The sequence below is a fragment of the Pseudomonas sp. S07E 245 genome (assembly GCF_019599025.1).
GTDB classification, from domain to species: Bacteria; Pseudomonadota; Gammaproteobacteria; order Pseudomonadales; family Pseudomonadaceae; genus Aquipseudomonas; species Aquipseudomonas shirazensis.
The window spans coordinates 374,876-394,872 of sequence record NZ_CP080625.1 but is presented as its reverse complement, the minus strand read 5'-3'; the positions used below and the strand labels follow the sequence as shown (position 1 = coordinate 394,872).

Sequence of the window (19,997 nt, the reverse complement as noted above, 5' to 3'; positions counted from 1 at the left end):
GATCAGCCCCAGCGTTGCAGGTAAGCCTGCTGCTCCTGCCAGGCGAACTCCTGCAGCACCGCCCTGAAGCGCAGCTGCCCCCCCGGCAGGCACTGGGCCAACTGGGCCAGCGCCAAGGGCGTCAATGCACCCAGCCGCGGGTAGCCGCCAATGGTCTGCCGGTCATTCAACAACACGATTGGCTGGCCATCCGGTGGCACCTGCACGGCGCCCAGAGGGATACCCTCCGAGATCATCGGCTCGCCTTGGTACACCAGTTGCGGCCCGAGCAGGCGCATGCCCATGCGGTCGGCGCGGCTGTCCAGGGTCCAGTCCCGGTTGAACGCCTCGAACAGGCTGGTGCCGCTGAACTGCCCCAGTTGTGCGCCCATTACCAGATCCAGCGCAGGCTTGGCGGCGTACACCGGCCTTGATTGTGCTGGCACCTCGCGCTCGGCCGGCAGGCCCTCGGCGCATGCCAGCAACTGCCCCTTGATCAGCGCCGAACCTTGGCCATCAAGCCCGCCCAGCTGTTCGCGTACCACCGTGGCGCAACTGCCCATTACCGCCTCGGCCTGAAAACCACCAAGCGCAGCCAGATAAGCACGAGCACCGTGCAGAGGCTGGGTAAAGCTCAGCCGCTGCCCCGCACGCAGATGAAAACTGCGCCAGGGCTTGAGCGGCTGGCCATCGATTCGTGCATCCAGATCAGCGCCCGCCAAGGCCAGGCAGCAGTCGCGCTGGGCGAGCACGCTGAAACCACCCAAGGGAATTTCCACCACCGGCGCCTGCAAGGCGTTATCCAGCAGCCAGTTGGCCCAGTGCAGCGCCACCCAATCCAGCGCCCCGCCCTGGGTCACGCCGAGATGGCGCACGCCAAAGCGCCCGCCATCCTGCAGCTGACACAGCGGCGTGCTGGCCTCGATCAACAGACTCATGCCTGACCCTCCAGCGGGCTGTCGTCGCCACCCAGGCTGATGAATTCGGCGTGGTCCACCGCGACGAAACGCACACGGTCACCCGGCTGCAACAAGCTGTAGCCCTCGCGCTCGCGGTCAAACAAACGTACTGGCGTGCGCCCGATCAGGTTCCAGCCGCCCGGCGACACTGCTGGGTAGGCCGCCGTCTGGCGCTCGGCAATGCCGACGCTGCCAGCGGCCACGCGCTTGCGCGGAGTGCTCAGCCGTGGCGTGGCCAGGCGTTCATCGACCAGCCCCATGAAGCCGAACCCTGGGGCGAAGCCGAGGGCAAATACCGGGTATTCACGCTCACTGTGCAGGCGCACCACCTCGGCCTCGGACAGCCCACTGCGCGCTGCCAGCAATGGCAATTCGGGGCCGACACTGGGGTCATACCACACGGCAATTTCGTGCTTGCGCCCCGCCGCGCCTGCATCCGGCTGCAGATTTTGCAGCGCTTCGATAATCAGCCCTCGCGCCGCAGCCGGTGACTGCCGAAACTGCACCATCACGGTGGTATAGGACGGCACCAGGTCAACCAGATCGGCGCCCAGGGCACTGCTCAGGCGCTGGCTGGCAGCGAGGATCCAAGGCATGTTGGCTTCATCTATGCGATCGAACAGGCGCACCATCAGGCTGTCGATGGCCACCGCCTCGATGCGCAGGTTCATGGCTGCACCAGCGCATCCAGGGCCTGGCGAATCTGCCGTACCGCCGCCAGCGAGCTGTCGTTGTCGCCGTGCACGCACAAGGTGCTGGCGTTCAGTCGCAGCGTGCTGCCGTCGTCTGCCAGCAACGTCTCGCCACGGGCCAGGCGCAGCGCCTGCTCGATGATCAACGCCGGCTCATGGTGCACCGCCCCCGGCAGCCGCCGCGACAGCAGGTGGCCGCTGGCCGTGTAGCCACGATCGGCAAATGCCTCGAACCACAAGGTGACACCCAGCTCCTCGCCCAGCTGCTGCGCCGCACGGTCATCAGCAGTAGCCATCAGCATCAGCGGCAGGCTGCTGTCGTAGGCGGCTACGGCTTCGAGCACGGCGCGCAATTTCACTGGGTCGGCCATCATGTCGTTGTACAACGCGCCGTGCGGTTTGACGTAGGCCACACGCCCGCCCTGGACCTTGCAGATGCCGTCCAGTGCACCGATCTGGTAGTGCAGCAGATCACGGATTTCTTCATTGCTGCAGGCCATCGAGCGACGACCAAAGCCGACCAGATCCGGATAGGCCGGATGCGCGCCAATGGTCACACCATGCTGCAGGGCCAGGGCCACGGTGCGGCGCATGATGCTCGGGTCGCCCGCGTGATAACCACAGGCGATATTGGCGCAGTCGATGTAGGGCATGACCTCGGCATCCAGACCCATGCGCCAGCTGCCGTAACTTTCACCCATGTCGCAGTTGAGAAGCAGGGTTTGCATCTGGCGGACTCCTGAATCGACTAGAACAGAGTACGGCGGCGCCGAGGCGGCCAGCCGGCTTAGCGCCAGCTTTCCTTGACCACCTTGCGCCGCCCGCCAAGGATGACCCAGCCCAGCAGCACCAGCACGCTTTCGACCACGAACGCCAGCACAAAGCCTGCGCTCAGGCCCCAGCCGATGGCTTCGGGCACCAGCAGAATCTGGTAGCTGTAGCTGTTCAAGGTCTCTTCGCGCAATTGCGGGTCAGCCTGCGCCAGCACGTGCCAGCTCTGGCTCAGCCACGAGCCCTGCATGGCCTGCCACTCGTTTTCCAGCAACTGGTTGCGGACCAGCAGGCTCTCGATGCTGTTGGCATCGCTGATGAATACCGGATCCTCGCTGGTGCGGTAATGCTGCAGCAGCGTTTGCAGGTCGCCTTTGAAGAAGCGCTGGGCGGTTTCCTGGAAGCCGGACAAGGCCTCGCGCGACTCGAGCACACGGGCCTCGACGCGCTGGCCGTAATCCTTGACCAGGCCAGGGACCTGAATGCCCGCCAGCAGACCGCAGGTGAACAACAGCAACCGCAGATAACTTCTGAACATGCCGCGTCCTTAGCTTTGCCCGTGGGCGATACATTCGCCATGCCGCCACAAGGCCCATTGTCCGGGCTCGTAGCGGTTCCAGGTTTCGTTCTCGGTCAGGGCCTCGGTGGCGATCACCGTGACCACATCATTGGGCGTGGTTTCGGCCTGGAAGTCGACGATCATGTCGACGTCCTTGAGCCGCGCCGGGCCAAACGGCGCGCGGCGGGTAATGTGCACCAGCTTGGTCGAGCAGAAGCAGAACAGCCAGTCGCCGTTGCTCAGCAGGCAGTTGAACACGCCCTTGCTGCGGTGCTCGGCGCAGGCCTCGACCAGCACCGGCAGCAGTTGCTCGACCTCGACCGGCTCGGGGAAGGCGTCGCGCACGCGGTTGAGCAGGTCGCAGAAGGCCGCTTCGCTGTCGGTATCACCGACCGGCCGGTAGAAGGTGCGCTGGCCGCTGAACTGCGGCAACTGGCCGTTGTGTGCGAAGCACCAGTTATGCCCCCACAACTCACGCACGAACGGGTGGGTGTTGCTCAGGCAGACCTTGCCGACGTTGGCCTGGCGGATGTGGCCGATCACCACTTCGCTCTTGATCGGGTAGCGCTGCACCAGCTTGGCGACTTCCGACTCGCTGCTCGCTGCCGGGTCCTGAAACACGCGCAGGCCGCGCCCTTCGTAAAAGCCGATGCCCCAGCCATCGCGGTGCGGCCCGGTGCGGCCGCCGCGCTGCATCAGCCCGGAAAAACTGAAAACGATATCAGTGGGGACGTTGGCACTCATGCCGAGCAGTTCGCACATGCCTTGCAGCTCCCCTCAGAGACGTGGCTCGACCCGGCCACGGCCAGGCGCGGCCGGTGCCGGCGGATCATTGCGGTAACGGTCGTGGCGATCGGCGGCAACCGGCGCCTCGACCAGCACTTCGCTGTCTTCTGCGGCTTGCCGACTGGCAGCTGCATCAGCTTGCTCGCGGCGCTCACGGGCGCGTTTTTCCAGCGGCCAGCGCAACAGCACGAACAACAGATACAAAGCAAAGGCGATCATGCCGTACATGGCCAGATCGGACGCCGCGCGCCAGGCGTTGTTGCCAACCTTGAAGGCGATATCCAGCGCGCTGATGGCAATGGCCGGGGCGAAGCTTTCCTTGACCGGGTCGACAATCGTCGGCGTCAGCAGCAGCACCGCAACCAGCACCCGCAGCGGTTCGCGCAGCCAGCGCCACATCCAGCCAGTCAGCTTGAAGGTCACCAGCAGGCAGCCGATGGCGGCCACCGCATACAGGCCCCAGGCAAGGGTATAGTCGTTCTCGGTCATGGTGTTCGTGCAAGCCAGGCGAAGAGATGCCTATGATAAACACTTTTAGGCACAGGTGCCTGTCTGCCCGTGATCACCGGTGCCACTGTCGCCCGGCCCTATTCGCTTTCGCCAGAGACCATACATGCCCGCTATTACTGCCCCGATCGCCCAGCAAGCCCCCGGTAACGACCCTTACGCCTGGCTGCAGCAGCGCGACAGCGCCGAAGTGCTCGCCTACCTGCAGGCCGAAAACGCTTATCAGGAGGCCTGCCTGGCCGATCAGGCGCCGTTGCGCGAGCAGCTGTTCGAGGAAATCAAAGGGCGCATTCTGGAAACCGACCTGTCGCTGCCCTCGCCGTGGGGGCCATGGCTGTACTACACCCGCACCACTGCTGGCGATGAGTACCCGCGCCACTACCGCTGCCCACGCCCGGCAGATGATTCCAACACAGTCGACGCCAGCGCCGAACAGCTGTTGCTTGACCCGAACGAGCTGGCGGCCGGCGGCTTCCTGTCGCTTGGCGCGTTCAATGTAAGCCCCGACCACCAGCTGCTGGCCTACAGCCTCGACACCAATGGCGAAGAAACCTACACGCTGTATGTCAAGGACCTGGCCACTGGCGCCATCACCACCCTGCCCTTCGAGGACTGCGACGGCAGCATGACCTGGGCCAACGACAGCCGCACGCTGTTCTTCGCCGAACTCGACGACACCCATCGCCCATGCCGCCTGCGCCGGTTCAGCCTGGGCGAGGCTGATGCGCATACGGTGTTCGAAGAAGACGACGGGCGCTTCTTTCTGCACTGCTACCGAGCCAGCTCCGAGCGCCAGCTGATCCTGCTGCTCAACAGCAAGACCACCAGCGAAGCCTGGGTGCTGGATGCCGAGACGCCGTTGGCCGAGTTCACCTGCCTGGCTGCACGCGAAGAAGGCCATGAATACTTCCCCGATCACGGCCAGCTCGATGGCGACTGGCGCTGGTTTATCCGCAGCAACCAGGACGGCATCAACTTCGCCCTGTACCAGGCGCCCTCTGCGGCAGTGCCCAGCCGTGCACAGTGGCAGGTGCTGGTAGCCCACCGCGACAACATCATGCTCGAAGGCCTCAGTCTGAATGCCAGTGCCTTGGCGCTGAGCCTGCGTGAAGGCGGCCTGCCCATCATTGAAGTACGCCCGCAAGGCCAGGCGCCTTACCGCGTCGAGCTGCCGGATGCGGCCTACAGCCTATACGTGCAAGACAGCCTGGAATTTGCCAGCACGCGCATCCGCCTGCGCTACGAGGCACTCAATCGCCCGGCCCAGGTGCGCCAGCTGGAACTGGCCAACGGCGCGCAGACGGTGCTCAAGCAAACCCCGGTGCTCGGTGCCTTTGACGCCGACGCCTACGTCAGCGAACGCCTGTGGGCTACCGCCAACGACGGCACCCAAGTCCCGATCAGCCTGGTACGCCGCCGCGACGACGTCGGCAAGACGGTGCCACTCTATCTGTATGGCTACGGCGCCTATGGCGAAAGCCTCGACCCGTGGTTCTCCCATGCGCGGCTGAGCCTGCTCGAGCGCGGCGTGGCCTTTGCCATTGCCCATGTGCGCGGCGGCGGCGAGCTGGGTGAGGCCTGGTACCGCGCTGGCAAGCAAGAACACAAGCAGAACACCTTTGACGACTTCATCGCCTGCGCCGAGCACCTGATCGCAACCGGTGTCAGCCGCCCGGAACAACTGGCGATCAGCGGCGGCAGCGCCGGTGGATTGCTGATCGGCGCGGTGCTCAACCTGCGCCCGCAGCTGTTCCGCTGCGCGATTGCCGAGGTGCCGTTCGTCGATGTGCTCAACACCATGCTCGACCCTGACCTGCCGCTGACCGTGACCGAGTACGACGAGTGGGGCAACCCTGAACAACCCGAGGTGCATGCAAGAATCAAGGCTTACGCGCCCTATGAAAACGTCAAGGCTCAGGCCTACCCGGCGATGCTGGTAGTGGCCGGCTACAACGACAGCCGTGTGCAGTATTGGGAAGCAGCCAAGTGGGTAGCACGCCTGCGCACGCTCAAGACCGATAACAACCTGCTGCTGCTCAAGACCGAGATGGGTGCAGGCCATGGTGGCATGAGCGGCCGCTATCAGGGGCTGCGCGATGTGGCGCTGGAATATGCGTTCGTACTCAATGAGCTCGGCGTGGTGTAAACCGGCTTTGCTGTTGTCCTATGCACAACCGTGAACAATCTTGCGTGGCCGCGTGATCAACGCTGCCACGCCAAGCGCAGAAGACCAGACCATGTCCGACCATTCCCACCTCAATGCCGAAATCCGCGACATGCTCATGGACTGCGGCCTGTTCGACACCTTGCAGGCCAGCGAATTTGCTGCCGCTGCCGGCTATTTCAGCCTGAGCAACATGAGCGCCGGCGAGACTATCTTTGCCGAGGGCGACGCCGGCACGTTCATGTGCATTCTGCACCGCGGCCAGGTGTCGGTGCGCAAGACCGACAGCAGTGGCCAGGCCGTCGAAATCGCCGTATTGCGCCGTGGCGCCTTTGGCGAAATGGCGGTGCTCGACGGCGAGCGGCGCTCGGCCAGTTGCGTGGCCGCCAGCGAATGCCAGCTGCTGACGCTGGGCAAGGATTCGCTGGAGAAGATGCTCAACGAAGCGCCGCGGATTGCTGCGCGGATCATTCGCGCACTCGCCGTGGCGCTGTCCAAACGCCTGCGCATGCAGGACGGCCAGCGCCTGGCGCAGGTCTAGTCGTCTTTGCCCTGCGGCCTGGGCGCGTCCTGCTGCAAGCCGGGCAGCGGCTCGTCCCGGCGCGGGCTAGGCAGCGGCATCGGTGGCAACAGCGGCCCACCGGGTTGATTGTCGTAGGCTTTGGGTGGCGCGCTCGGGGTGATCTGCGGATACGGCGTGGGCGTGGCGGTACCCGGAGCACCGGGCACCGGCGTACTAATGCGTGGCTGTTGCCCGGCAGCGTCGGCCAGCGGCGCGGCCAGCAGGATCAGTGCGCTGAGGATCGCGTGGAGCATCGGCAACCTCCTGTCGAAAATTCATCTACAGGCTACGCCCATCTGCGGGTTTTTGCCTGTCCGCCTGGCCTGTAACCACGCTAGACTCAACGCCATAACCGTCATCAGCCTGATTACAAGAAAGGTCACACCATGAGTTCCACCCTTTCCGCCACCGCCCGCCTGGACCGCATCATCGCCGACGCCAAGCGCGACAAGGAAATGGGCTACCGCGACAAGGCCCTGAAGATGTACCCGCACGTCTGCGGCCGCTGCGCCCGTGAGTTCGCAGGCAAGCGCCTGAGCGAACTGACCGTGCACCACCGCGACCACAACCACGACAACAACCCCCAGGACGGCTCCAACTGGGAGCTGTTGTGCCTGTACTGCCACGACAACGAGCACTCGCGCTACACCGATCAGCAGTACTTCAGCGAAGGCTCGACGGCCACCCCGAGCATCGCCAAGGCTACGCACAACCCGTTCGCCGGGCTGGCCGGTCTGCTCAAGAAAGACTGAGCCCACAGCGGCCGGGCAACCCCGTATAATCGCGTTTTTTTTGCGAAGGGCCCCGGCACGTGGCGAACAAACGGTACAGTTGCATCGGCCTGTTCAACCCCAAGTCTGCAGAGAACGTCGGTTCGGTGATGCGCGCTGCGGGTTGTTACGGCGTCAGTTCGGTGTTCTACACCGGCAAGCGGTATGAGCGCGCGCGTGATTTCGTCACCGACACCAAGCGGGTGCATTACGACATTCCGCTGATCGGCATCGACGACCTGCAACGCATCATCCCGCTGGGCTGCACGCCGGTGGCGGTGGAACTGGTCGACGGCGCCCGCCCCCTGCCTGAATACACCCACCCTGATCGCGCCATCTATATCTTCGGCCCGGAAGACGGCAGCCTCGACGAAAACGTGCGCGCCTGGTGCGAAGAAACCATCTATATCCCCACCGAAGGCTGCATGAACCTTGCGGCAACCGTCAACGTGGTGCTTTACGACCGCCTGGCCAAGGGCCTGAACACCCGCTCGGGGCCTAAATTCAAGTAACAGGCAGGCCGCTGGGCATATGAAATGAACGGCGCGACAACCGCCAGGGTCAGTTATTTACCAACCTACCTGGAGGCTCTGCTCATGCTTGATCTAGATTCCAATGCCCATACCGAGGAAAAGAACGTGCATGGCTGGGAACGCGCAAGTTCCTTGGCCGGTGGCGCCCTCATGATCAGCAAAGGTATGCGCCATGGCGGCGTGATCGGCCTGCTGCAGGTTGCCGTTGGCGGCCTGGCGCTGGCACGCGGGGTCAAGGGCCGTTGTGCGACCAAGGCCTGGTGGCTGCGTCATCGTCAGGAATACCAGCGTCTGAAGGGTGACATTGACCGTGGCGCCGCCGAGCTGGAAGTGCTTCGCGCCAGTGCCGACGCTGCTACCCGCGGCGTAACCGTAACCGGTGACGACCCCGTCCATACCCCGAAGCTGTAACACCGCGCCCTTTGTAGGAGCGGCCTTGTGTCGCGAAAGGGTCGCGCAGCGGCCCCAGGATTTGTGCAGCACCACAAAATGCCGGGGTCGCTATGCGACCCTTTCGCGACACAAGGCCGCTCCTACACCAACTGCGTGCAAGCAGGGCTAGCGTAGCAATTTGCTCTGAAGCACGTCTGAGCTGCGCCCAAGCACGCTCTCGCTGATCTGGATGAACTCTGCAGTATTCACACTCGGCATGCGCATCAACGCCTGGGTGACGTCGTCCAGTGAGCGTTTATTCTGAGTGTGCAGGCGGATCTCCCGATCCAATGCCTGCAACACCTGCACGCCTCGCGCGATCTGCCCGGCGTTAGCCTGCCTGGCCACCAGCCGAGTGACCTTGGCGCCCTGTTTGTGCAGGCGTGCCTGCCAGGCATCATAGCGATCATCACTGATGCCGCCGGCCCGGCGTAGCAGTTCGGTGGCGTAGTAGTCCGTCACGCTTTCACTGATCCAGTCGCTGTCATCGCGCACCTTGATCTGCGCAAACAGCTGGACCAGCTCACGCAGCAGTGGGCTGCTGCCGTTCTCGCTGATCAAGGCGCGGTTGCTGTGGATGAACAATGAGTTGTGCTCGCCAAGCACGCCCCGCCACATCTGATCGCGTGCGCCAACCAGCAACAACTTGGGCGGATTGCGCGGGAACACCGCTTGCAACTGAGGCCAGACGAACGTCAGCAACGTCAGCGTGTCCATCCGGCGCATGCCCTGCCCTTGCGGCGCGGCTACGGTGACGTCGGTTTCGCCCAGGCGCGCGCGGCGGCTGCCGAGGTTACCGGCGAGCATCCAGCCAGTCGGCCGATCGAACAGGCGCGAGACATCATCGATACGAAACTTGTGCTGGCCGATCCGCGGCCAGGCGGTTTCCACGCTCTTCCAGCCGGGCGGCAGCTCGACTGCCAGGCGCGCTACCAACTCGGTGCCGTCCTGTTGATCAAGACGTGCCGGCGGCACCAACTGATCGCCACGGAACACCGCCCAATGCGCGGTCATGCGGCTCTCGAAGGCACCACCCGACACAGCACTGTCGAGCCGGACGCGGTAACTGAGGCTGGTCTTGCCCGCAGCCGGGCGCCACACGCCACGCTCACCCTGCTGTGACCACTGGCCATCGGCCTGAAAACCGCTGTAGGCATTGGCCTTGCCCAAGGCAAAATCCAGGCTACGCACCGCGCTGCCATCAGCCAGGGTCAGGCGTACTTCGGCCTGGCCACTGTTGGGCAGCAGGCGCACCTGGTAATCCAGATCGACCTTCTTGGCCCAGGCTGGCGAGCAAGCCGCCAGCGCCAGAACAAGCAGCAAAGGGCAACGCATAGACAAACTCCTTGTTCGGCACAGGCCAGTCACCGCACGGCTCAGCCGGCGCGGAAAATCAAATGGTCTTCCCAGTCGTCTTCAGCCACATCGTTCTCACTGAGCATGCGCCCGGACTGCGAAATACGTTGCTCATGCACCTGGGTGCGGTCGCCACAGACCAGATGATGCCAGGCGGGCAGGTCCTTGCCTTCGCTGACCAGCCGATAGCCACAGGTCGGCGGCAACCATTTGAACTGATCGGCCTTGCCCGGGGTGAGCTGGATGCAGTCGGGCACGTGTTTGAAGCGATTAGGGTAGTCGCTGCACTGGCAACTGTTCAGATCGAGCAGTTTGCAGGCAATGCGGGTGTAGTAGACGCTGTTGTCGTCCTCGTCCTCGAGTTTCTGCAGGCAGCACATGCCGCAGCCATCGCAGAGTGATTCCCACTCTTGCGGGTCGAGTTGATCGAGCGTCTTGCGCTGCCAGAAAGGCGCAGTCTGGGCCATCATCACACGGTTTCTCGCAGTTGTTCTTGGGCCGCAGCAGGCGGCGGCGCCAGTCTAGAGCCTGGCCTTGGGCAAAGCCAGACCGCTTGTCAGGGGTGTCCAGACGCAGTAGCGTGCCGGCTTCCCCTTGTGTCTTGCAGGAGCTGTCATGAGCGCCAACCCACGCGTTGCCGAATACGCCATCAACGAGCAGTTCATCAATCGCTGGTCGCCCCGCGCATTCAACCCCGAGCCGATCAGCGAAGAAACCCTGCTGAGCTTCTTCGAAGCGGCGCGCTGGGCGCCTTCGGCCTACAACTCGCAGCCGTGGCGGTTCCTTTATGCCCGTCGCGACACGCCAAACTGGCAGCGCTACCTGGAGCTGCTGGTGCCGTTCAACCGCAGCTGGGCCCAGCACGCCTCGGCGCTGGTGCTGGTGATTTCCAAGACCAGCTTTATCGCACCCGGTGCCAGCGAGGAGTCGCCAACATTGTGGCACGCATTTGATACCGGTTCGGCCTGGGGCCATCTGGCGCTGCAAGCGAGCCTCAGCGGTTGGCACACCCACGGCATGGCCGGCTTTGACCAGGCGATGGCCCGCGAACAACTGAAGATCCCCGAAGGCTATGAGCTGCAGGCGATGGTCGCGATCGGCAAGCTGGGCGACAAGGCCACGCTCGCCGAAGGCCTGCAGGCCCGTGAAGTACCTAGCCCGCGCAAGCCACTGGCCGAGCTGGCTGCAGAAGGCGATTTCAGCCTCTGATCTACCGCAGCGCGAGGCGACACTTGCTCCAGACGCCCCGCGCTACACATCAATAACCGCGCTGGAAATCCACCTCGCCGCGCAGTGCCTGCCCCGCTAAATAGTCCCGCAGATTCTCGACAAACAAACGCACCATCGCCGTAGGCGAGGTCGGCGCGGAGCTGTGCCCGGTCAGCAGTAAACCCCACGCCGTCCAGAACGGATGTTGTTGCGGCAGCGGCTCCTGCCGGCATACGTCGATCACGGCGCCGGCCAGATGACCTTCCTTCAACGCTGCGACCAGGTCGGCGTCCACCACCGAAACACCGCGACCAGCGTTGATCAACAGCGCACTGGGCTTGAAGCGTTTGAACAGCGCGGCGTTATACAGGTCATGGGTGGCCGGGGTATCAGGCAACAGGTTGATTACGTAATCAGCCTGCTCGACTCGCTGTGGCAATTGATCGAGCCCAGCCACTTCAACAAACGGCGCCTGCTGACGCGCGCTGCTGGCAACGCCGTACAGGGTCACACCAAATGGCACGAGAAACTCCGCCACACGCTGGCCGATATCGCCCGTGCCAACGATCAGCACCTGGCGCCCTTGCAGGCTGTGCCCAGGGCGCTCATCCCAGCGCCGCTCGACCTGGCTGACCAGGCGCGACAACACCTCGCGCTCGTGGCCAAGCATGTAGGTCAGCATGTATTCGGCCATGACCTGGCCAAAGATGCCCACAGCGCGGGTCAGGCGGTAGTCACGCGTCAGGCCGTCGGCCAGCAGCGGGGTGATCCCCGCCCAGGTCGACTGCGCCCATTCTGGCTTATGGCCTTGGCGCAGCAGGGTCGCCAGCAGGTCTGGCTGCCCCAGCCACACTGGGCATTGCGGCGCCAATAGCGCCAGCTCGGCGGAGTTACCGCTGGTCAGCACTTCAAGGTCGGGGGCGGCAGCGGCCAGCAGGCCGGCATAGTTGGCATGATCCTGTTCAGCGATCAGAACGCGCATCTCAAAAGACAACCTTGGCAGATAACGGAAAACGGCCCGGGTAGCGGGCCGCTTGGGCGAACGATGGGCAGCGCGGGCCTATCAGACCGGGTCGTTGCGGCGCAGCAGTTCTTCAGGCAGGTGCTCGATGTACTCGTCTTCGAGCGGCGGCATCTGCAGGTGGTAACCCTGGGCCTCGAGGTTGTTCAGCACCTGTTCGATGTCTTCCCGGGCCAGCTTGCGCTCCGGCGACAACACCAGGTCGAAGGCGTGAATCGGCGTACCGAAGGCCGGCAGCAAACCTGCTGGGACCCGCTCCAGGCCGTCAGCCTTGAGCACGTAAAGGTACATTTCGTTTTTGCGCGGGCTCTTGTAGATCGAGCAGATGCGTTTCATGAGGATTCTCCGAGCGCGGCCAGATCATCCAGCAGCGCCTGGCCCATCCGCTCGCGACGCCAGCCGCGCAGCGAATCGGGCAGTTGATAGGGCCCATTGGGGTAGCCGCTCTTGAGCAGCGCCTCGAGGGTTTTCTTGCGCAGCATCAGCTCCGGGGCGATGCCCAGCCGCTCGCCTTCGGCCTGGCCGATGGCGCGCAGGCGCTTGAGGATGGCCGAGGCTTCGATCGGCAATGGCTCAGGCAGCGCTGGCGGATACTGCTCAGCCGGCACACTGCCGGCCTGCTTGATCAATTGCAGGAGGAACTCGCCGTCCTGACGCAGGGTGCGCGGGTGCATGTCATCGATCTTGGCCAGGGCCGAGAGGCTGTCTGGCTGGGTCTTGGCGATCGGCCACAGCGAATGCTCACGCAGCACGCGGTTGCGCGGCAGGTCGCGGCGGCGCGCTTCAAGCTCGCGCCAGGCCGACAGCTCACGCAGGACTGCCAGCTGCTGACGCGACAGCTTCCAGGCCAGCTTGACCTCACGGTAGAGCAGCTGCGGCTCGACTTCACGGCGCATCTGCGCAACCAGTTCGGCGCCGTCTTCCAGCACCCAGGCATACTTGTCATCGGACAGCCGCGGGCGCAGCGCGGTAAACAGCTCGGCGAGGTGCACGGCGTCTTCGGCGGCGTAGCTGACTTGGGTTTCCGACAGAGGCCGCTGCAGCCAGTCAGAGCGGGTTTCGCCCTTGGGCAGATCGAGCCCGAGCACGTCCTGCACCAGGCGCGAGTAACCCATCGAGAAACCGATGTTGAGGTAACCTGCGGCCAACTGGGTGTCGAACAACGGCTGTGGCAGCTTGCCGGTCAGGCGCAGGAGAACTTCAAGGTCCTCACTGCAGGCATGCACCACTTTGACCACTTGCGGGTCTTCGAGCAGGTCAGCCAAAGGCTGCCAGTCACGAACCCGCAACGGGTCGATAAGAAAGGCTTTTTGACCGTCGCCAACCTGCAGCAGCCCGGCCTTGGGGTAGAAGGTGTCTACCCGCATGAATTCGGTGTCGAGCGCTACGAAGGGCAATTCGCGCCAGGTCCGGCAGTGCTCGGCCAGGCTCTGGTCGTCACAGATCCAGTGTATTTCGTTGGCCACGAGGCTCTCCCACAAACAGTGGCGCGCAGTATATACGCCGTGGGCCGCGCACGCGAAACATGGCGACCATCGCCCGGCGCTGCTGTCAGCGGCCAGCCGCCAGCCACGGCCGGCAGCCGGCGAACAAGTCCAGTGATTGCTGGTAGACCGCGCTGTGCACCTGCAGCAGGCCGAGCATCGAGTGGAACAGGTTGTCCTGGCTCAGCGGGGCATCACGCAGGCGCGCCAGGCAGTCGTTGTCGAGGCCAAAGTCCTGCCGGTAACTGTCGGAGAACCACGCCAGCATCGGCACATGGCGTTGCTGCTCGGGCGCCAGCATGTACGGCGTGCCATGCAGATAGAGGTTGTACTCACCCAGCGATTCGCCGTGGTCGGACAGGTACAGCATGGCGGTGTCGACTTTGTCCTGCCGGCTGCGCAGCAGGTCGATCAGCGAGGCCAGCACGTGGTCGGTGTAACCCAGGGTGTTGTCGTAGCTATTGATGATTGCCTGCTGATCGCACTGGTTCAGGGCATTGCTGCGGCATACCGGGGTGAATCGCTCGAACGCTTGCGGATAACGCTTGTAGTAATCAGGGCCGTGGCTACCCATCTGGTGCAGGACCAGCACGGTGTCCTGGTCGAGGCTGTCGAGCAGCTCGGCCAGGCCTTGCAGGAGGATTTCGTCGTGGCACTCGCCGCCGGCACACAGGGCGGGGTCCTTGAGGTTGCTGACGTCGACGAACTGCACGCGGTCGCAGGTACCCTTGCAGCCTGATTGATTGTCACGCCACTGCACCGTCAGGCCGGCGCGCTGGAGCATGTCCAGCAGCCCCTCCCGGTTACGGGCGACGCTGGCATCGTAGTCCTTGCGCGGCATGCCGGAGAACATGCACGGCACCGAGACAGCGGTTTCGGTGCCGCACGAATGCACATCGGTGAAGCCCAGCAGGCCGTCTTCCTTGCTCAGGCGCGGGGTGGTATCGCGGCCATAACCGAGCACGCCAAAGTTTTCCGCGCGGGCGCTTTCACCCACTACCAACACCGTCAGCGACTTGCGCTTGTGCTGCTGCCACGCAGCGGCATCGCGGCGGGCATCTTCGCCGTAGCGCTGAAACGGCGCGGCCGCACTGCCCAACCGCTCGCTGGCATAGCCAAACGAGGCGCCAACAACGTTGCTTGGGGTGAGCATCAGGCGGATTTCGTGGTGGTTGCGAAACAGCGAAGACAGGCCCTGATAGTTAGCCAGGGCCACCGCGCCCAACGCCACCGTACAGGCACCCCCGACCAGCAGTTTGCCGAACACTTCGCGGTGCCACGGGCGATAGGCGATCGGCGCCTTCCACACCAGTGCCGCCGGCAGCAAACCCAGCAGCACGATATAGCCGATGAACTTCAACGAGAGCAGATCACGAACTTCGCTGATGTTGGTCTCGGCAACGTTGCGGAACATGCCTGCATCAATCAGCACACCGTACTGATTCATGAAGTAAGCCACTGCCGCACCGCTGACAAACAGCACCATCAAGACCGGCTTCAACACATACTTGAAGGCAATCAAGGTCAACACCAGGTTGAACGCAAACAGCATCAGCAGGGCAAACGCCAGCATCAGCCAAAGCCCCGTCAACCCTGGCGGCACCACCGCCTGGAGGTGACTCCAGAGCAGGCTGTTGAAGCCAATCAACAGGTACAGGCTGGCCAGTAACGTGACCCATTCGGTCCGCAGATTGTTGAGTTTCAGCATGGTCTTCGCTATCGAGTTTGATGTTGGCCCAGGCGCGATTCAGCGCGTGGCAATTCGAAGCGGATTGTGGGAAGCAGACCATCGTTTTTTTGTGAAAAACCCGCCAACAAACTCTAACATCCAGCAACAATTACACTTGTTTACCTTTCATTCAGCCGACGTTCAGCCAACCGCTGCCGGACCACCCTCACCCACGTCTTTGGCAAACGCGGCTATCCTCAAGATTCTGCACCAGTGTCCAACCCCTGACGGAGGTGAAGAAATGCCCGTACCGCATGATCTGTTCGCAGACCTCAGCATCCAGCCTGACGACTTTCACGCACTGAGCGCCAAGGACCCGGAACTGCTCAAGCTACACAAGGCTTACCAGGCCAAGGACAAAGAGGTGGACGTCGCTGAACGCACCGCCGCCACCGATGACACCGTCACGCTATTGCGCAAGGAGCGGCTGCTGATCAAGGACAAGATCGAACGAATCATTCATCCAGCCAAGTCCTGACCCGGCTGCAACAACTGTAAAACCGCCATCGCGGGGCGAGCCTGCGATGGCGATCAACAAAGCCTCAGACTGCGGCGCTGGCCTGCAAGGCGCCTTGCAGATCATCGATCAGATCGCGGCAGTCCTCGATCCCCAGCGACAGCCGCAACAGGCCCTCGGTAATCCCCATCACGCCTTTCTGCTCTGGGCTCAACGAGTTGTGCGACATGCTCCAGGAATGGTTGATCATGCTCTCGACGCCGCCCAGCGAATCGGCCAGGACAAAGATCGACAGCGCGTCGACAAAGCGCTTGAGCGCCTCGCGATCACCCTTCACCTGCAAGGTCACCACCGCGCCGCCCGTGCGCATCTGGCGCTTGCACAGCTCATGCTGCGGGTGGCTGGGCAGACCTGGATAGAACACCTTGTCGACCAGCGGATGGCTCTCTAGGAACTGCGCCACCCGCAGGGCATTGGCACTTTGGCGCTCCATGCGCACGTCCAGCGTCTTCAGTCCGCGCAGGGCCAGGTAGCAATCGAACGGCCCCTGCACGGCACCGACGGCCATGCTGATCTTGCGCAGGCGCGCCAGCAACTCGGCGTTGGCCGCCACCACGACTCCGCCGGTGAGGTCGGAGTGGCCACCGATGTACTTGCTCGCCGAGTGCATCACCAGGTCCACGCCGAGGGTGATCGGCTGCTGATTCCACGGCGAGCAGAAGGTGTTGTCGATGCAGGTGAGGATATTGCGGGCACGGGCCAGGCTGCACACCGCTTCGATATCGACCAGGTGCAGCAGCGGATTGGTCGGCGACTCGATCCAGATCAGCTGCGTGTCCGGGCGAATCGCCGCTGCCAGGGCGTCCAGGTCATTCAGGTCGACATAGGTGGTGGTCAGCCCGGAGGTGCGGCTGCGGTAGTCTTCGAGCAGGCGGAAGGTGCCGCCGTAGACGCCGTTCATCACCACCACGTGAGCGTTCTTGTCGAGCAACTCGAGCACTGTCGAAGTGGCGCTGACGCCGGAAGCACAGGCGACCGCACCTAGCCCTTCTTCCAACGCCGCAACGCAGCTCTCGTAGGCATGCCGGGTCGGATTGGCAACGCGGCTGTAGGCGTACTCGGGGTTATCGTCGAGGCCGCGCTTGATGTACGAGCTGGCGGTGTAGATCGGCGGGAAGATGGCGTTGTCGGCAACGCTGAATTGCTCGCCAGCGTGAATGGTACGCGTGGCGAAGTTGCGCGGTTTGTCGGACATGATCGGGCCCAGTGACTGGTAGAAGGCGGGGTTGATGGCCGTCACTATCGCATATCCGCCGCGATTGGCCGAGCGCAGGCGGATGCGCGCGATACCCCGGCCCCAGCATTCTATTCGTGCTCGTTAACGGCTAGTCTGGAGCATATTTTTCTCGGCAAGGCGACGCACCGGCATGGACAGTTTCGACCAGCACATCCTCACCCTGCTCCAACGCGACGCCTCCACCTCGCTCAAGGAGCTGGCCGAAGCGGTCAACCTCACCACCACCCCATGCTGGAAGCGGGTCAAGCGCCTGCAGGATGATGGCTACATTCTCGGCCGCGTCGCACTGCTTGATCCGCAACGCCTGGGCCTGGGTCTGACCGTGTTCGTCCAGCTCAAGACCCAGCGCCACGACAATGCCTGGCTCGAGCAATTTGCCGCCACTGTCAGCGGCTTCGAGGAGGTCATGGAGTTCTACCGCATGTCTGGCGATTGGGATTACATGCTGCGGGTGGTGGTCAGCGATATTGCCGCCTACGACCGCTTCTACAAGAAGCTGATCACCCGCACCGATGGCCTGTCTAACATCACCTCCAGCTTTGCCATGGAACAGATGAAGTACACCACGGCCTATCCGGTGCATCGCTGATGCGTCGATCAATTGGTTTGAACGGCTGATAGAGCGCGCCGATCAACCGAGTGGACAAAGCAATTTGACGGCGTCGGGTACAGGTTATAGCTTGGACTCACTGCCCTGCGGCCAACCGGCCGACCCTCCTTAGACGCGAGCGCGATTGTGGAACCCAACGGCCAGGCCCTGATCGACGGCTACAACCGAAAAATCGACTACCTGCGGATGTCGGTCACCGACCGCTGTGATTTTCGTTGTGTCTATTGCATGGCCGAAGACATGCAGTTCTTGCCGCGCCAGCAGATTCTCAGCCTTGAAGAGCTGTATCAGGTAGCCGAACGCTTCGTCGCCCTCGGCACGCGCAAGATCCGCCTGACCGGCGGCGAGCCACTGGTGCGCCAGGGCATCGTCGACCTATGTCGGCGCATTGCCGCCCTGCCCGGCCTGCGTGAACTGTGCATGACCAGTAACGGCTCGCAGCTCGACCGGCTGGCGCAGCCGCTGTTCGACGCCGGCCTCAGCCGCCTCAATATCAGCCTCGACAGCCTCGACCCGGAGCGCTTTCGCCAGCTGACCCGCACCGGCGATCTGGCCCAGGTCATCGCCGGCATCGACGCCGCGCGCCGCGCCGGCTTCAAGCGGATCAAGCTCAACTGCGTGGTGCTCAAGGGTCGCAACGATGACGAACTGGTCGATCTGGTGCGCTTTGCCATCGACCGTGAGCTGGACATCACCTTCATCGAAGAGATGCCGCTGGGCGTGATCAGCGAGCATCAGCGCGGCGAGTCGTTCTATTCCAGCGATGATGTGCGCGACCGCCTCGCGGCGCACTTCAGCCTGATCGAATCTGCCGAATCATCGCAGGGCCCGGCGCGCTACTGGCGCTTGGCCGAGGCAGCGCAGACGCGGGTCGGCTTCATCTCGCCGCACAGCCACAACTTCTGCGCCACCTGCAACCGTGTCCGCCTGACCGTCGAGGGCCGCTTGCTGCTGTGCCTGGGCAACGAGCATTCGCTGGACCTGAAACAGGTGCTGCGTGCGCACCCAGGCGACGCCGAGCGCCTCGAGCATGCCATCCGCGAAGCGGTGCAGCTCAAGCCTTACCGCCACCACTTCGAAGTAGGCGGCGAGGTGCAGATCCTGCGCTTCATGAACATGACTGGCGGCTGACCCAACCGCCTCTGGATCCCCATGATCGTCCATTCCCGGCCCGATGTGCTGCGTGTGCTGTTCACCCTGAAAGGCTCGATCGTCAAGCGCATTGCCTGGCGCTGCCTGCTGGTTACCTTGCTGGCGGCGTTGATCGTGCTGGTCGAGCGGCATTATCCAGAGATGTTCTCGCCGGTCAGCGCCACGCCCTTCACCTTGCTCGGCCTGTCGCTGTCGATCTTCATGAGTTTTCGCAACACGGCCTGTTATGACCGCTGGTGGGAGGGCCGTAAGGCCTGGGGGCGGATGCTCATCGAGGTGCGCTCGTTCGTGCGCGAGAGCGTGGCGATTGCCGACCCCGAGCTGCGCCGCGAGTTACTGCGCAGCCTGTGCGGCTTTGCCCATGCTTTGAACGCTGGATTGCGCGGTGAGGATGCCCTCGGCGCGGCGCAGCCGTGGCTGAACCCGGCGCATTCACTAAGCCCGCACAACGTCTGCGACGGCATCCTGCGTAACATCGGCCAGCGCTGCTCGGAGCTGGCGCAGACGCAACAGATCAGCGAATGGCGCTACACCCTGCTCGAACAGCGTCTGGTTGGCCTGGCCGAAGTGCAGGCGACCTGTGAACGGATCAAGGGCACGCCGCTACCCTTCCCTTACACCCTGCTGTTGCACCGGACCATCTATATCTTCTGCCTGCTGCTACCGTTCGCCCTGGCAGAACCTTTGGGCTGGCTGGCGCCGCTGTTCACCACCATCGTCAGCTACACGTTCTTTGGCCTGGATGCGATCGGCAACGAGCTGGAAGATCCGTTCGGCCGCGACGAAAACGACCTGCCCACCGACTCACTGGTGCGCACCCTGGAGCGCGACGTGCTTGCGGCGCTTGGCCACGAGCCATTGCCGCCGGCGCTGATGCCGGTCGATCACGTGCTCAGCTGAACCGGGCGGCGGCGACTAAACAATGGCTAGCCCCGCTCAACTTGGTTAAGGTCAACGCATTCCGATTG

24 protein-coding genes are annotated in these 19,997 nt (G+C 63.5%); 10 read left to right on the top strand and 14 right to left on the bottom strand.

The features are described 5' to 3' along the window. Window positions 1-2: 2 nt before the first annotated feature. Genes K3F44_RS01895 through K3F44_RS01870 form a run of 6 tightly spaced genes read right to left on the bottom strand, consistent with a single transcriptional unit; the run spans window position 3 to window position 4,235 of the window. The gene (locus K3F44_RS01895) at window positions 3-917 is read right to left on the bottom strand and encodes a biotin-dependent carboxyltransferase family protein (protein WP_188035570.1); all 915 of its coding nucleotides are present in this window, start codon (window positions 915-917) and stop codon (window positions 3-5) included. Next, a complete protein-coding gene (gene pxpB, locus K3F44_RS01890; protein WP_220633239.1) occupies window positions 914-1,609 on the bottom strand; it encodes a 5-oxoprolinase subunit PxpB in 696 nt (231 codons plus the stop codon). The genes K3F44_RS01895 and pxpB overlap by 4 nt, the downstream gene beginning before the upstream one ends. Beyond that, entirely contained in the window at window positions 1,606-2,358 is a 753-nt protein-coding gene (locus tag K3F44_RS01885) for a 5-oxoprolinase subunit PxpA (protein ID WP_220633238.1), read from the bottom strand. The genes pxpB and K3F44_RS01885 overlap by 4 nt, the downstream gene beginning before the upstream one ends. A 59-nt stretch (window positions 2,359-2,417) precedes the next feature. After that, window positions 2,418-2,939, bottom strand: a complete 522-nt coding sequence (locus K3F44_RS01880; RefSeq protein WP_220633237.1) for a DUF2937 family protein — start codon at window positions 2,937-2,939, stop codon at window positions 2,418-2,420. Window positions 2,940-2,948: 9 nt separating this feature from the next. Further along, window positions 2,949-3,722, bottom strand: coding sequence for a class II glutamine amidotransferase (locus tag K3F44_RS01875; RefSeq protein WP_101317504.1), 774 nt, complete (start codon window positions 3,720-3,722; stop codon window positions 2,949-2,951). A gap of 15 nt (window positions 3,723-3,737) precedes the next feature. Next, the gene (locus tag K3F44_RS01870; protein WP_220633236.1) at window positions 3,738-4,235 is read right to left on the bottom strand and encodes an MFS transporter; all 498 of its coding nucleotides are present in this window, start codon (window positions 4,233-4,235) and stop codon (window positions 3,738-3,740) included. A 124-nt stretch (window positions 4,236-4,359) separates the two neighbouring features. Here K3F44_RS01870 and K3F44_RS01865 point away from each other — a divergent pair, with 124 nt between their 5' ends. Further along, window positions 4,360-6,399 carry a S9 family peptidase gene (locus K3F44_RS01865; RefSeq protein ID WP_220633235.1) on the top strand — a complete coding sequence of 680 codons (2,040 nt, stop codon included), beginning with the start codon at window positions 4,360-4,362 and terminating at the stop codon, window positions 6,397-6,399. 91 nt (window positions 6,400-6,490) lie between these two features. Continuing rightward, the gene (locus K3F44_RS01860) at window positions 6,491-6,958 is read left to right on the top strand and encodes a cyclic nucleotide-binding domain-containing protein (RefSeq protein WP_101322960.1); all 468 of its coding nucleotides are present in this window, start codon (window positions 6,491-6,493) and stop codon (window positions 6,956-6,958) included. Here K3F44_RS01860 and K3F44_RS01855 read toward each other — a convergent pair. Continuing rightward, a complete protein-coding gene (locus K3F44_RS01855) occupies window positions 6,955-7,233 on the bottom strand; it encodes a hypothetical protein (RefSeq protein ID WP_150571988.1) in 279 nt (92 codons plus the stop codon). The two genes, K3F44_RS01860 and K3F44_RS01855, sit on opposite strands and share 4 nt — an antisense overlap. Window positions 7,234-7,365: 132 nt before the next feature. Between K3F44_RS01855 and K3F44_RS01850 the strand changes: the two genes are divergently transcribed. The 3 genes from K3F44_RS01850 to K3F44_RS01840 all read left to right on the top strand — a co-directional run bounded on the left by K3F44_RS01850 (window position 7,366) and on the right by K3F44_RS01840 (window position 8,693). Further along, complete coding sequence (locus K3F44_RS01850) at window positions 7,366-7,731, top strand: YajD family HNH nuclease (protein WP_101317496.1); 366 nt, start codon at window positions 7,366-7,368, stop codon at window positions 7,729-7,731. Between the two features lie 59 nt (window positions 7,732-7,790). After that, window positions 7,791-8,261: an RNA methyltransferase gene (locus K3F44_RS01845; RefSeq protein ID WP_101317494.1), complete on the top strand. Its 471-nt coding sequence runs from the start codon at window positions 7,791-7,793 to the stop codon at window positions 8,259-8,261. An 84-nt stretch (window positions 8,262-8,345) separates the two neighbouring features. Then, window positions 8,346-8,693, top strand: coding sequence for a DUF2892 domain-containing protein (locus tag K3F44_RS01840; RefSeq protein WP_101317492.1), 348 nt, complete (start codon window positions 8,346-8,348; stop codon window positions 8,691-8,693). Between the two features lie 147 nt (window positions 8,694-8,840). On the opposite strand, the gene K3F44_RS01835 is transcribed toward K3F44_RS01840, so the two are convergent. Together K3F44_RS01835 and K3F44_RS01830 are read right to left on the bottom strand one after the other, a co-directional pair. Continuing rightward, entirely contained in the window at window positions 8,841-10,049 is a 1,209-nt protein-coding gene (locus K3F44_RS01835; protein WP_220633234.1) for a hypothetical protein, read from the bottom strand. Between the two features lie 41 nt (window positions 10,050-10,090). After that, on the bottom strand, window positions 10,091-10,540 hold the full coding sequence (locus K3F44_RS01830) for a YcgN family cysteine cluster protein (protein ID WP_101317488.1): 450 nt from the start codon (window positions 10,538-10,540) through the stop codon (window positions 10,091-10,093). 145 nt (window positions 10,541-10,685) lie between these two features. Here K3F44_RS01830 and K3F44_RS01825 point away from each other — a divergent pair, with 145 nt between their 5' ends. After that, on the top strand, window positions 10,686-11,279 hold the full coding sequence (locus tag K3F44_RS01825) for a nitroreductase family protein (RefSeq protein ID WP_220633233.1): 594 nt from the start codon (window positions 10,686-10,688) through the stop codon (window positions 11,277-11,279). 49 nt (window positions 11,280-11,328) lie between these two features. Here K3F44_RS01825 and K3F44_RS01820 read toward each other — a convergent pair whose 3' ends face one another. The 4 genes from K3F44_RS01820 to K3F44_RS01805 form a co-directional block, all read right to left on the bottom strand. Then, window positions 11,329-12,261, bottom strand: coding sequence for a D-2-hydroxyacid dehydrogenase (locus K3F44_RS01820; protein WP_150571990.1), 933 nt, complete (start codon window positions 12,259-12,261; stop codon window positions 11,329-11,331). Between the two features lie 81 nt (window positions 12,262-12,342). After that, a complete protein-coding gene (locus K3F44_RS01815; protein WP_101317482.1) occupies window positions 12,343-12,636 on the bottom strand; it encodes a YcgL domain-containing protein in 294 nt (97 codons plus the stop codon). After that, window positions 12,633-13,766, bottom strand: a complete 1,134-nt coding sequence (rnd, locus tag K3F44_RS01810) for a ribonuclease D (RefSeq protein ID WP_150571481.1) — start codon at window positions 13,764-13,766, stop codon at window positions 12,633-12,635. Before rnd ends, K3F44_RS01815 begins: the two co-directional genes overlap by 4 nt. An 85-nt stretch (window positions 13,767-13,851) precedes the next feature. Then, window positions 13,852-15,492 carry a phosphoethanolamine transferase gene (locus K3F44_RS01805; protein WP_220633232.1) on the bottom strand — a complete coding sequence of 547 codons (1,641 nt, stop codon included), beginning with the start codon at window positions 15,490-15,492 and terminating at the stop codon, window positions 13,852-13,854. A 262-nt stretch (window positions 15,493-15,754) separates the two neighbouring features. Here K3F44_RS01805 and K3F44_RS01800 point away from each other — a divergent pair, with 262 nt between their 5' ends. Continuing rightward, window positions 15,755-15,991, top strand: a complete 237-nt coding sequence (locus tag K3F44_RS01800; RefSeq protein WP_101317476.1) for a YdcH family protein — start codon at window positions 15,755-15,757, stop codon at window positions 15,989-15,991. 64 nt (window positions 15,992-16,055) lie between these two features. Here the strand turns inward: K3F44_RS01800 and K3F44_RS01795 are convergent, their stop codons facing one another. Further along, window positions 16,056-17,237 (bottom strand): PLP-dependent aspartate aminotransferase family protein, encoded by a 1,182-nt coding sequence (locus K3F44_RS01795; protein WP_150571496.1) that lies wholly within the window; start codon window positions 17,235-17,237, stop codon window positions 16,056-16,058. A gap of 160 nt (window positions 17,238-17,397) precedes the next feature. Between K3F44_RS01795 and K3F44_RS01790 the strand changes: the two genes are divergently transcribed. The 3 genes from K3F44_RS01790 (at window position 17,398) to K3F44_RS01780 (ending at window position 19,929) form a co-directional block, all read left to right on the top strand. Further along, on the top strand, window positions 17,398-17,856 hold the full coding sequence (locus K3F44_RS01790) for an Lrp/AsnC family transcriptional regulator (RefSeq protein WP_101317474.1): 459 nt from the start codon (window positions 17,398-17,400) through the stop codon (window positions 17,854-17,856). Window positions 17,857-18,003: 147 nt separating this feature from the next. Continuing rightward, a complete protein-coding gene (moaA, locus tag K3F44_RS01785; RefSeq protein ID WP_103436467.1) occupies window positions 18,004-19,008 on the top strand; it encodes a GTP 3',8-cyclase MoaA in 1,005 nt (334 codons plus the stop codon). 21 nt (window positions 19,009-19,029) lie between these two features. Beyond that, window positions 19,030-19,929 carry a bestrophin family protein gene (locus K3F44_RS01780; protein WP_186697780.1) on the top strand — a complete coding sequence of 300 codons (900 nt, stop codon included), beginning with the start codon at window positions 19,030-19,032 and terminating at the stop codon, window positions 19,927-19,929. Window positions 19,930-19,997 lie beyond the last annotated feature (68 nt).

Coding starts and splice junctions, on each gene's coding strand:
- K3F44_RS01895 (WP_188035570.1), bottom strand. CDS start 917: ATGAGTCTGTTGATCGAGGCCAGCACGCCGCTGTGTCAGCTGCAGGAT.
- pxpB (WP_220633239.1), bottom strand. CDS start 1,609: ATGAACCTGCGCATCGAGGCGGTGGCCATCGACAGCCTGATGGTGCGC.
- K3F44_RS01885 (WP_220633238.1), bottom strand. CDS start 2,358: ATGCAAACCCTGCTTCTCAACTGCGACATGGGTGAAAGTTACGGCAGC.
- K3F44_RS01880 (WP_220633237.1), bottom strand. CDS start 2,939: ATGTTCAGAAGTTATCTGCGGTTGCTGTTGTTCACCTGCGGTCTGCTG.
- K3F44_RS01875 (WP_101317504.1), bottom strand. CDS start 3,722: ATGTGCGAACTGCTCGGCATGAGTGCCAACGTCCCCACTGATATCGTT.
- K3F44_RS01870 (WP_220633236.1), bottom strand. CDS start 4,235: ATGACCGAGAACGACTATACCCTTGCCTGGGGCCTGTATGCGGTGGCC.
- K3F44_RS01865 (WP_220633235.1), top strand. CDS start 4,360: ATGCCCGCTATTACTGCCCCGATCGCCCAGCAAGCCCCCGGTAACGAC.
- K3F44_RS01860 (WP_101322960.1), top strand. CDS start 6,491: ATGTCCGACCATTCCCACCTCAATGCCGAAATCCGCGACATGCTCATG.
- K3F44_RS01855 (WP_150571988.1), bottom strand. CDS start 7,233: ATGCTCCACGCGATCCTCAGCGCACTGATCCTGCTGGCCGCGCCGCTG.
- K3F44_RS01850 (WP_101317496.1), top strand. CDS start 7,366: ATGAGTTCCACCCTTTCCGCCACCGCCCGCCTGGACCGCATCATCGCC.
- K3F44_RS01840 (WP_101317492.1), top strand. CDS start 8,346: ATGCTTGATCTAGATTCCAATGCCCATACCGAGGAAAAGAACGTGCAT.
- K3F44_RS01835 (WP_220633234.1), bottom strand. CDS start 10,049: ATGCGTTGCCCTTTGCTGCTTGTTCTGGCGCTGGCGGCTTGCTCGCCA.
- K3F44_RS01830 (WP_101317488.1), bottom strand. CDS start 10,540: ATGATGGCCCAGACTGCGCCTTTCTGGCAGCGCAAGACGCTCGATCAA.
- K3F44_RS01825 (WP_220633233.1), top strand. CDS start 10,686: ATGAGCGCCAACCCACGCGTTGCCGAATACGCCATCAACGAGCAGTTC.
- K3F44_RS01820 (WP_150571990.1), bottom strand. CDS start 12,261: ATGCGCGTTCTGATCGCTGAACAGGATCATGCCAACTATGCCGGCCTG.
- K3F44_RS01815 (WP_101317482.1), bottom strand. CDS start 12,636: ATGAAACGCATCTGCTCGATCTACAAGAGCCCGCGCAAAAACGAAATG.
- K3F44_RS01805 (WP_220633232.1), bottom strand. CDS start 15,492: ATGCTGAAACTCAACAATCTGCGGACCGAATGGGTCACGTTACTGGCC.
- K3F44_RS01800 (WP_101317476.1), top strand. CDS start 15,755: ATGCCCGTACCGCATGATCTGTTCGCAGACCTCAGCATCCAGCCTGAC.
- K3F44_RS01790 (WP_101317474.1), top strand. CDS start 17,398: ATGGACAGTTTCGACCAGCACATCCTCACCCTGCTCCAACGCGACGCC.
- K3F44_RS01780 (WP_186697780.1), top strand. CDS start 19,030: ATGATCGTCCATTCCCGGCCCGATGTGCTGCGTGTGCTGTTCACCCTG.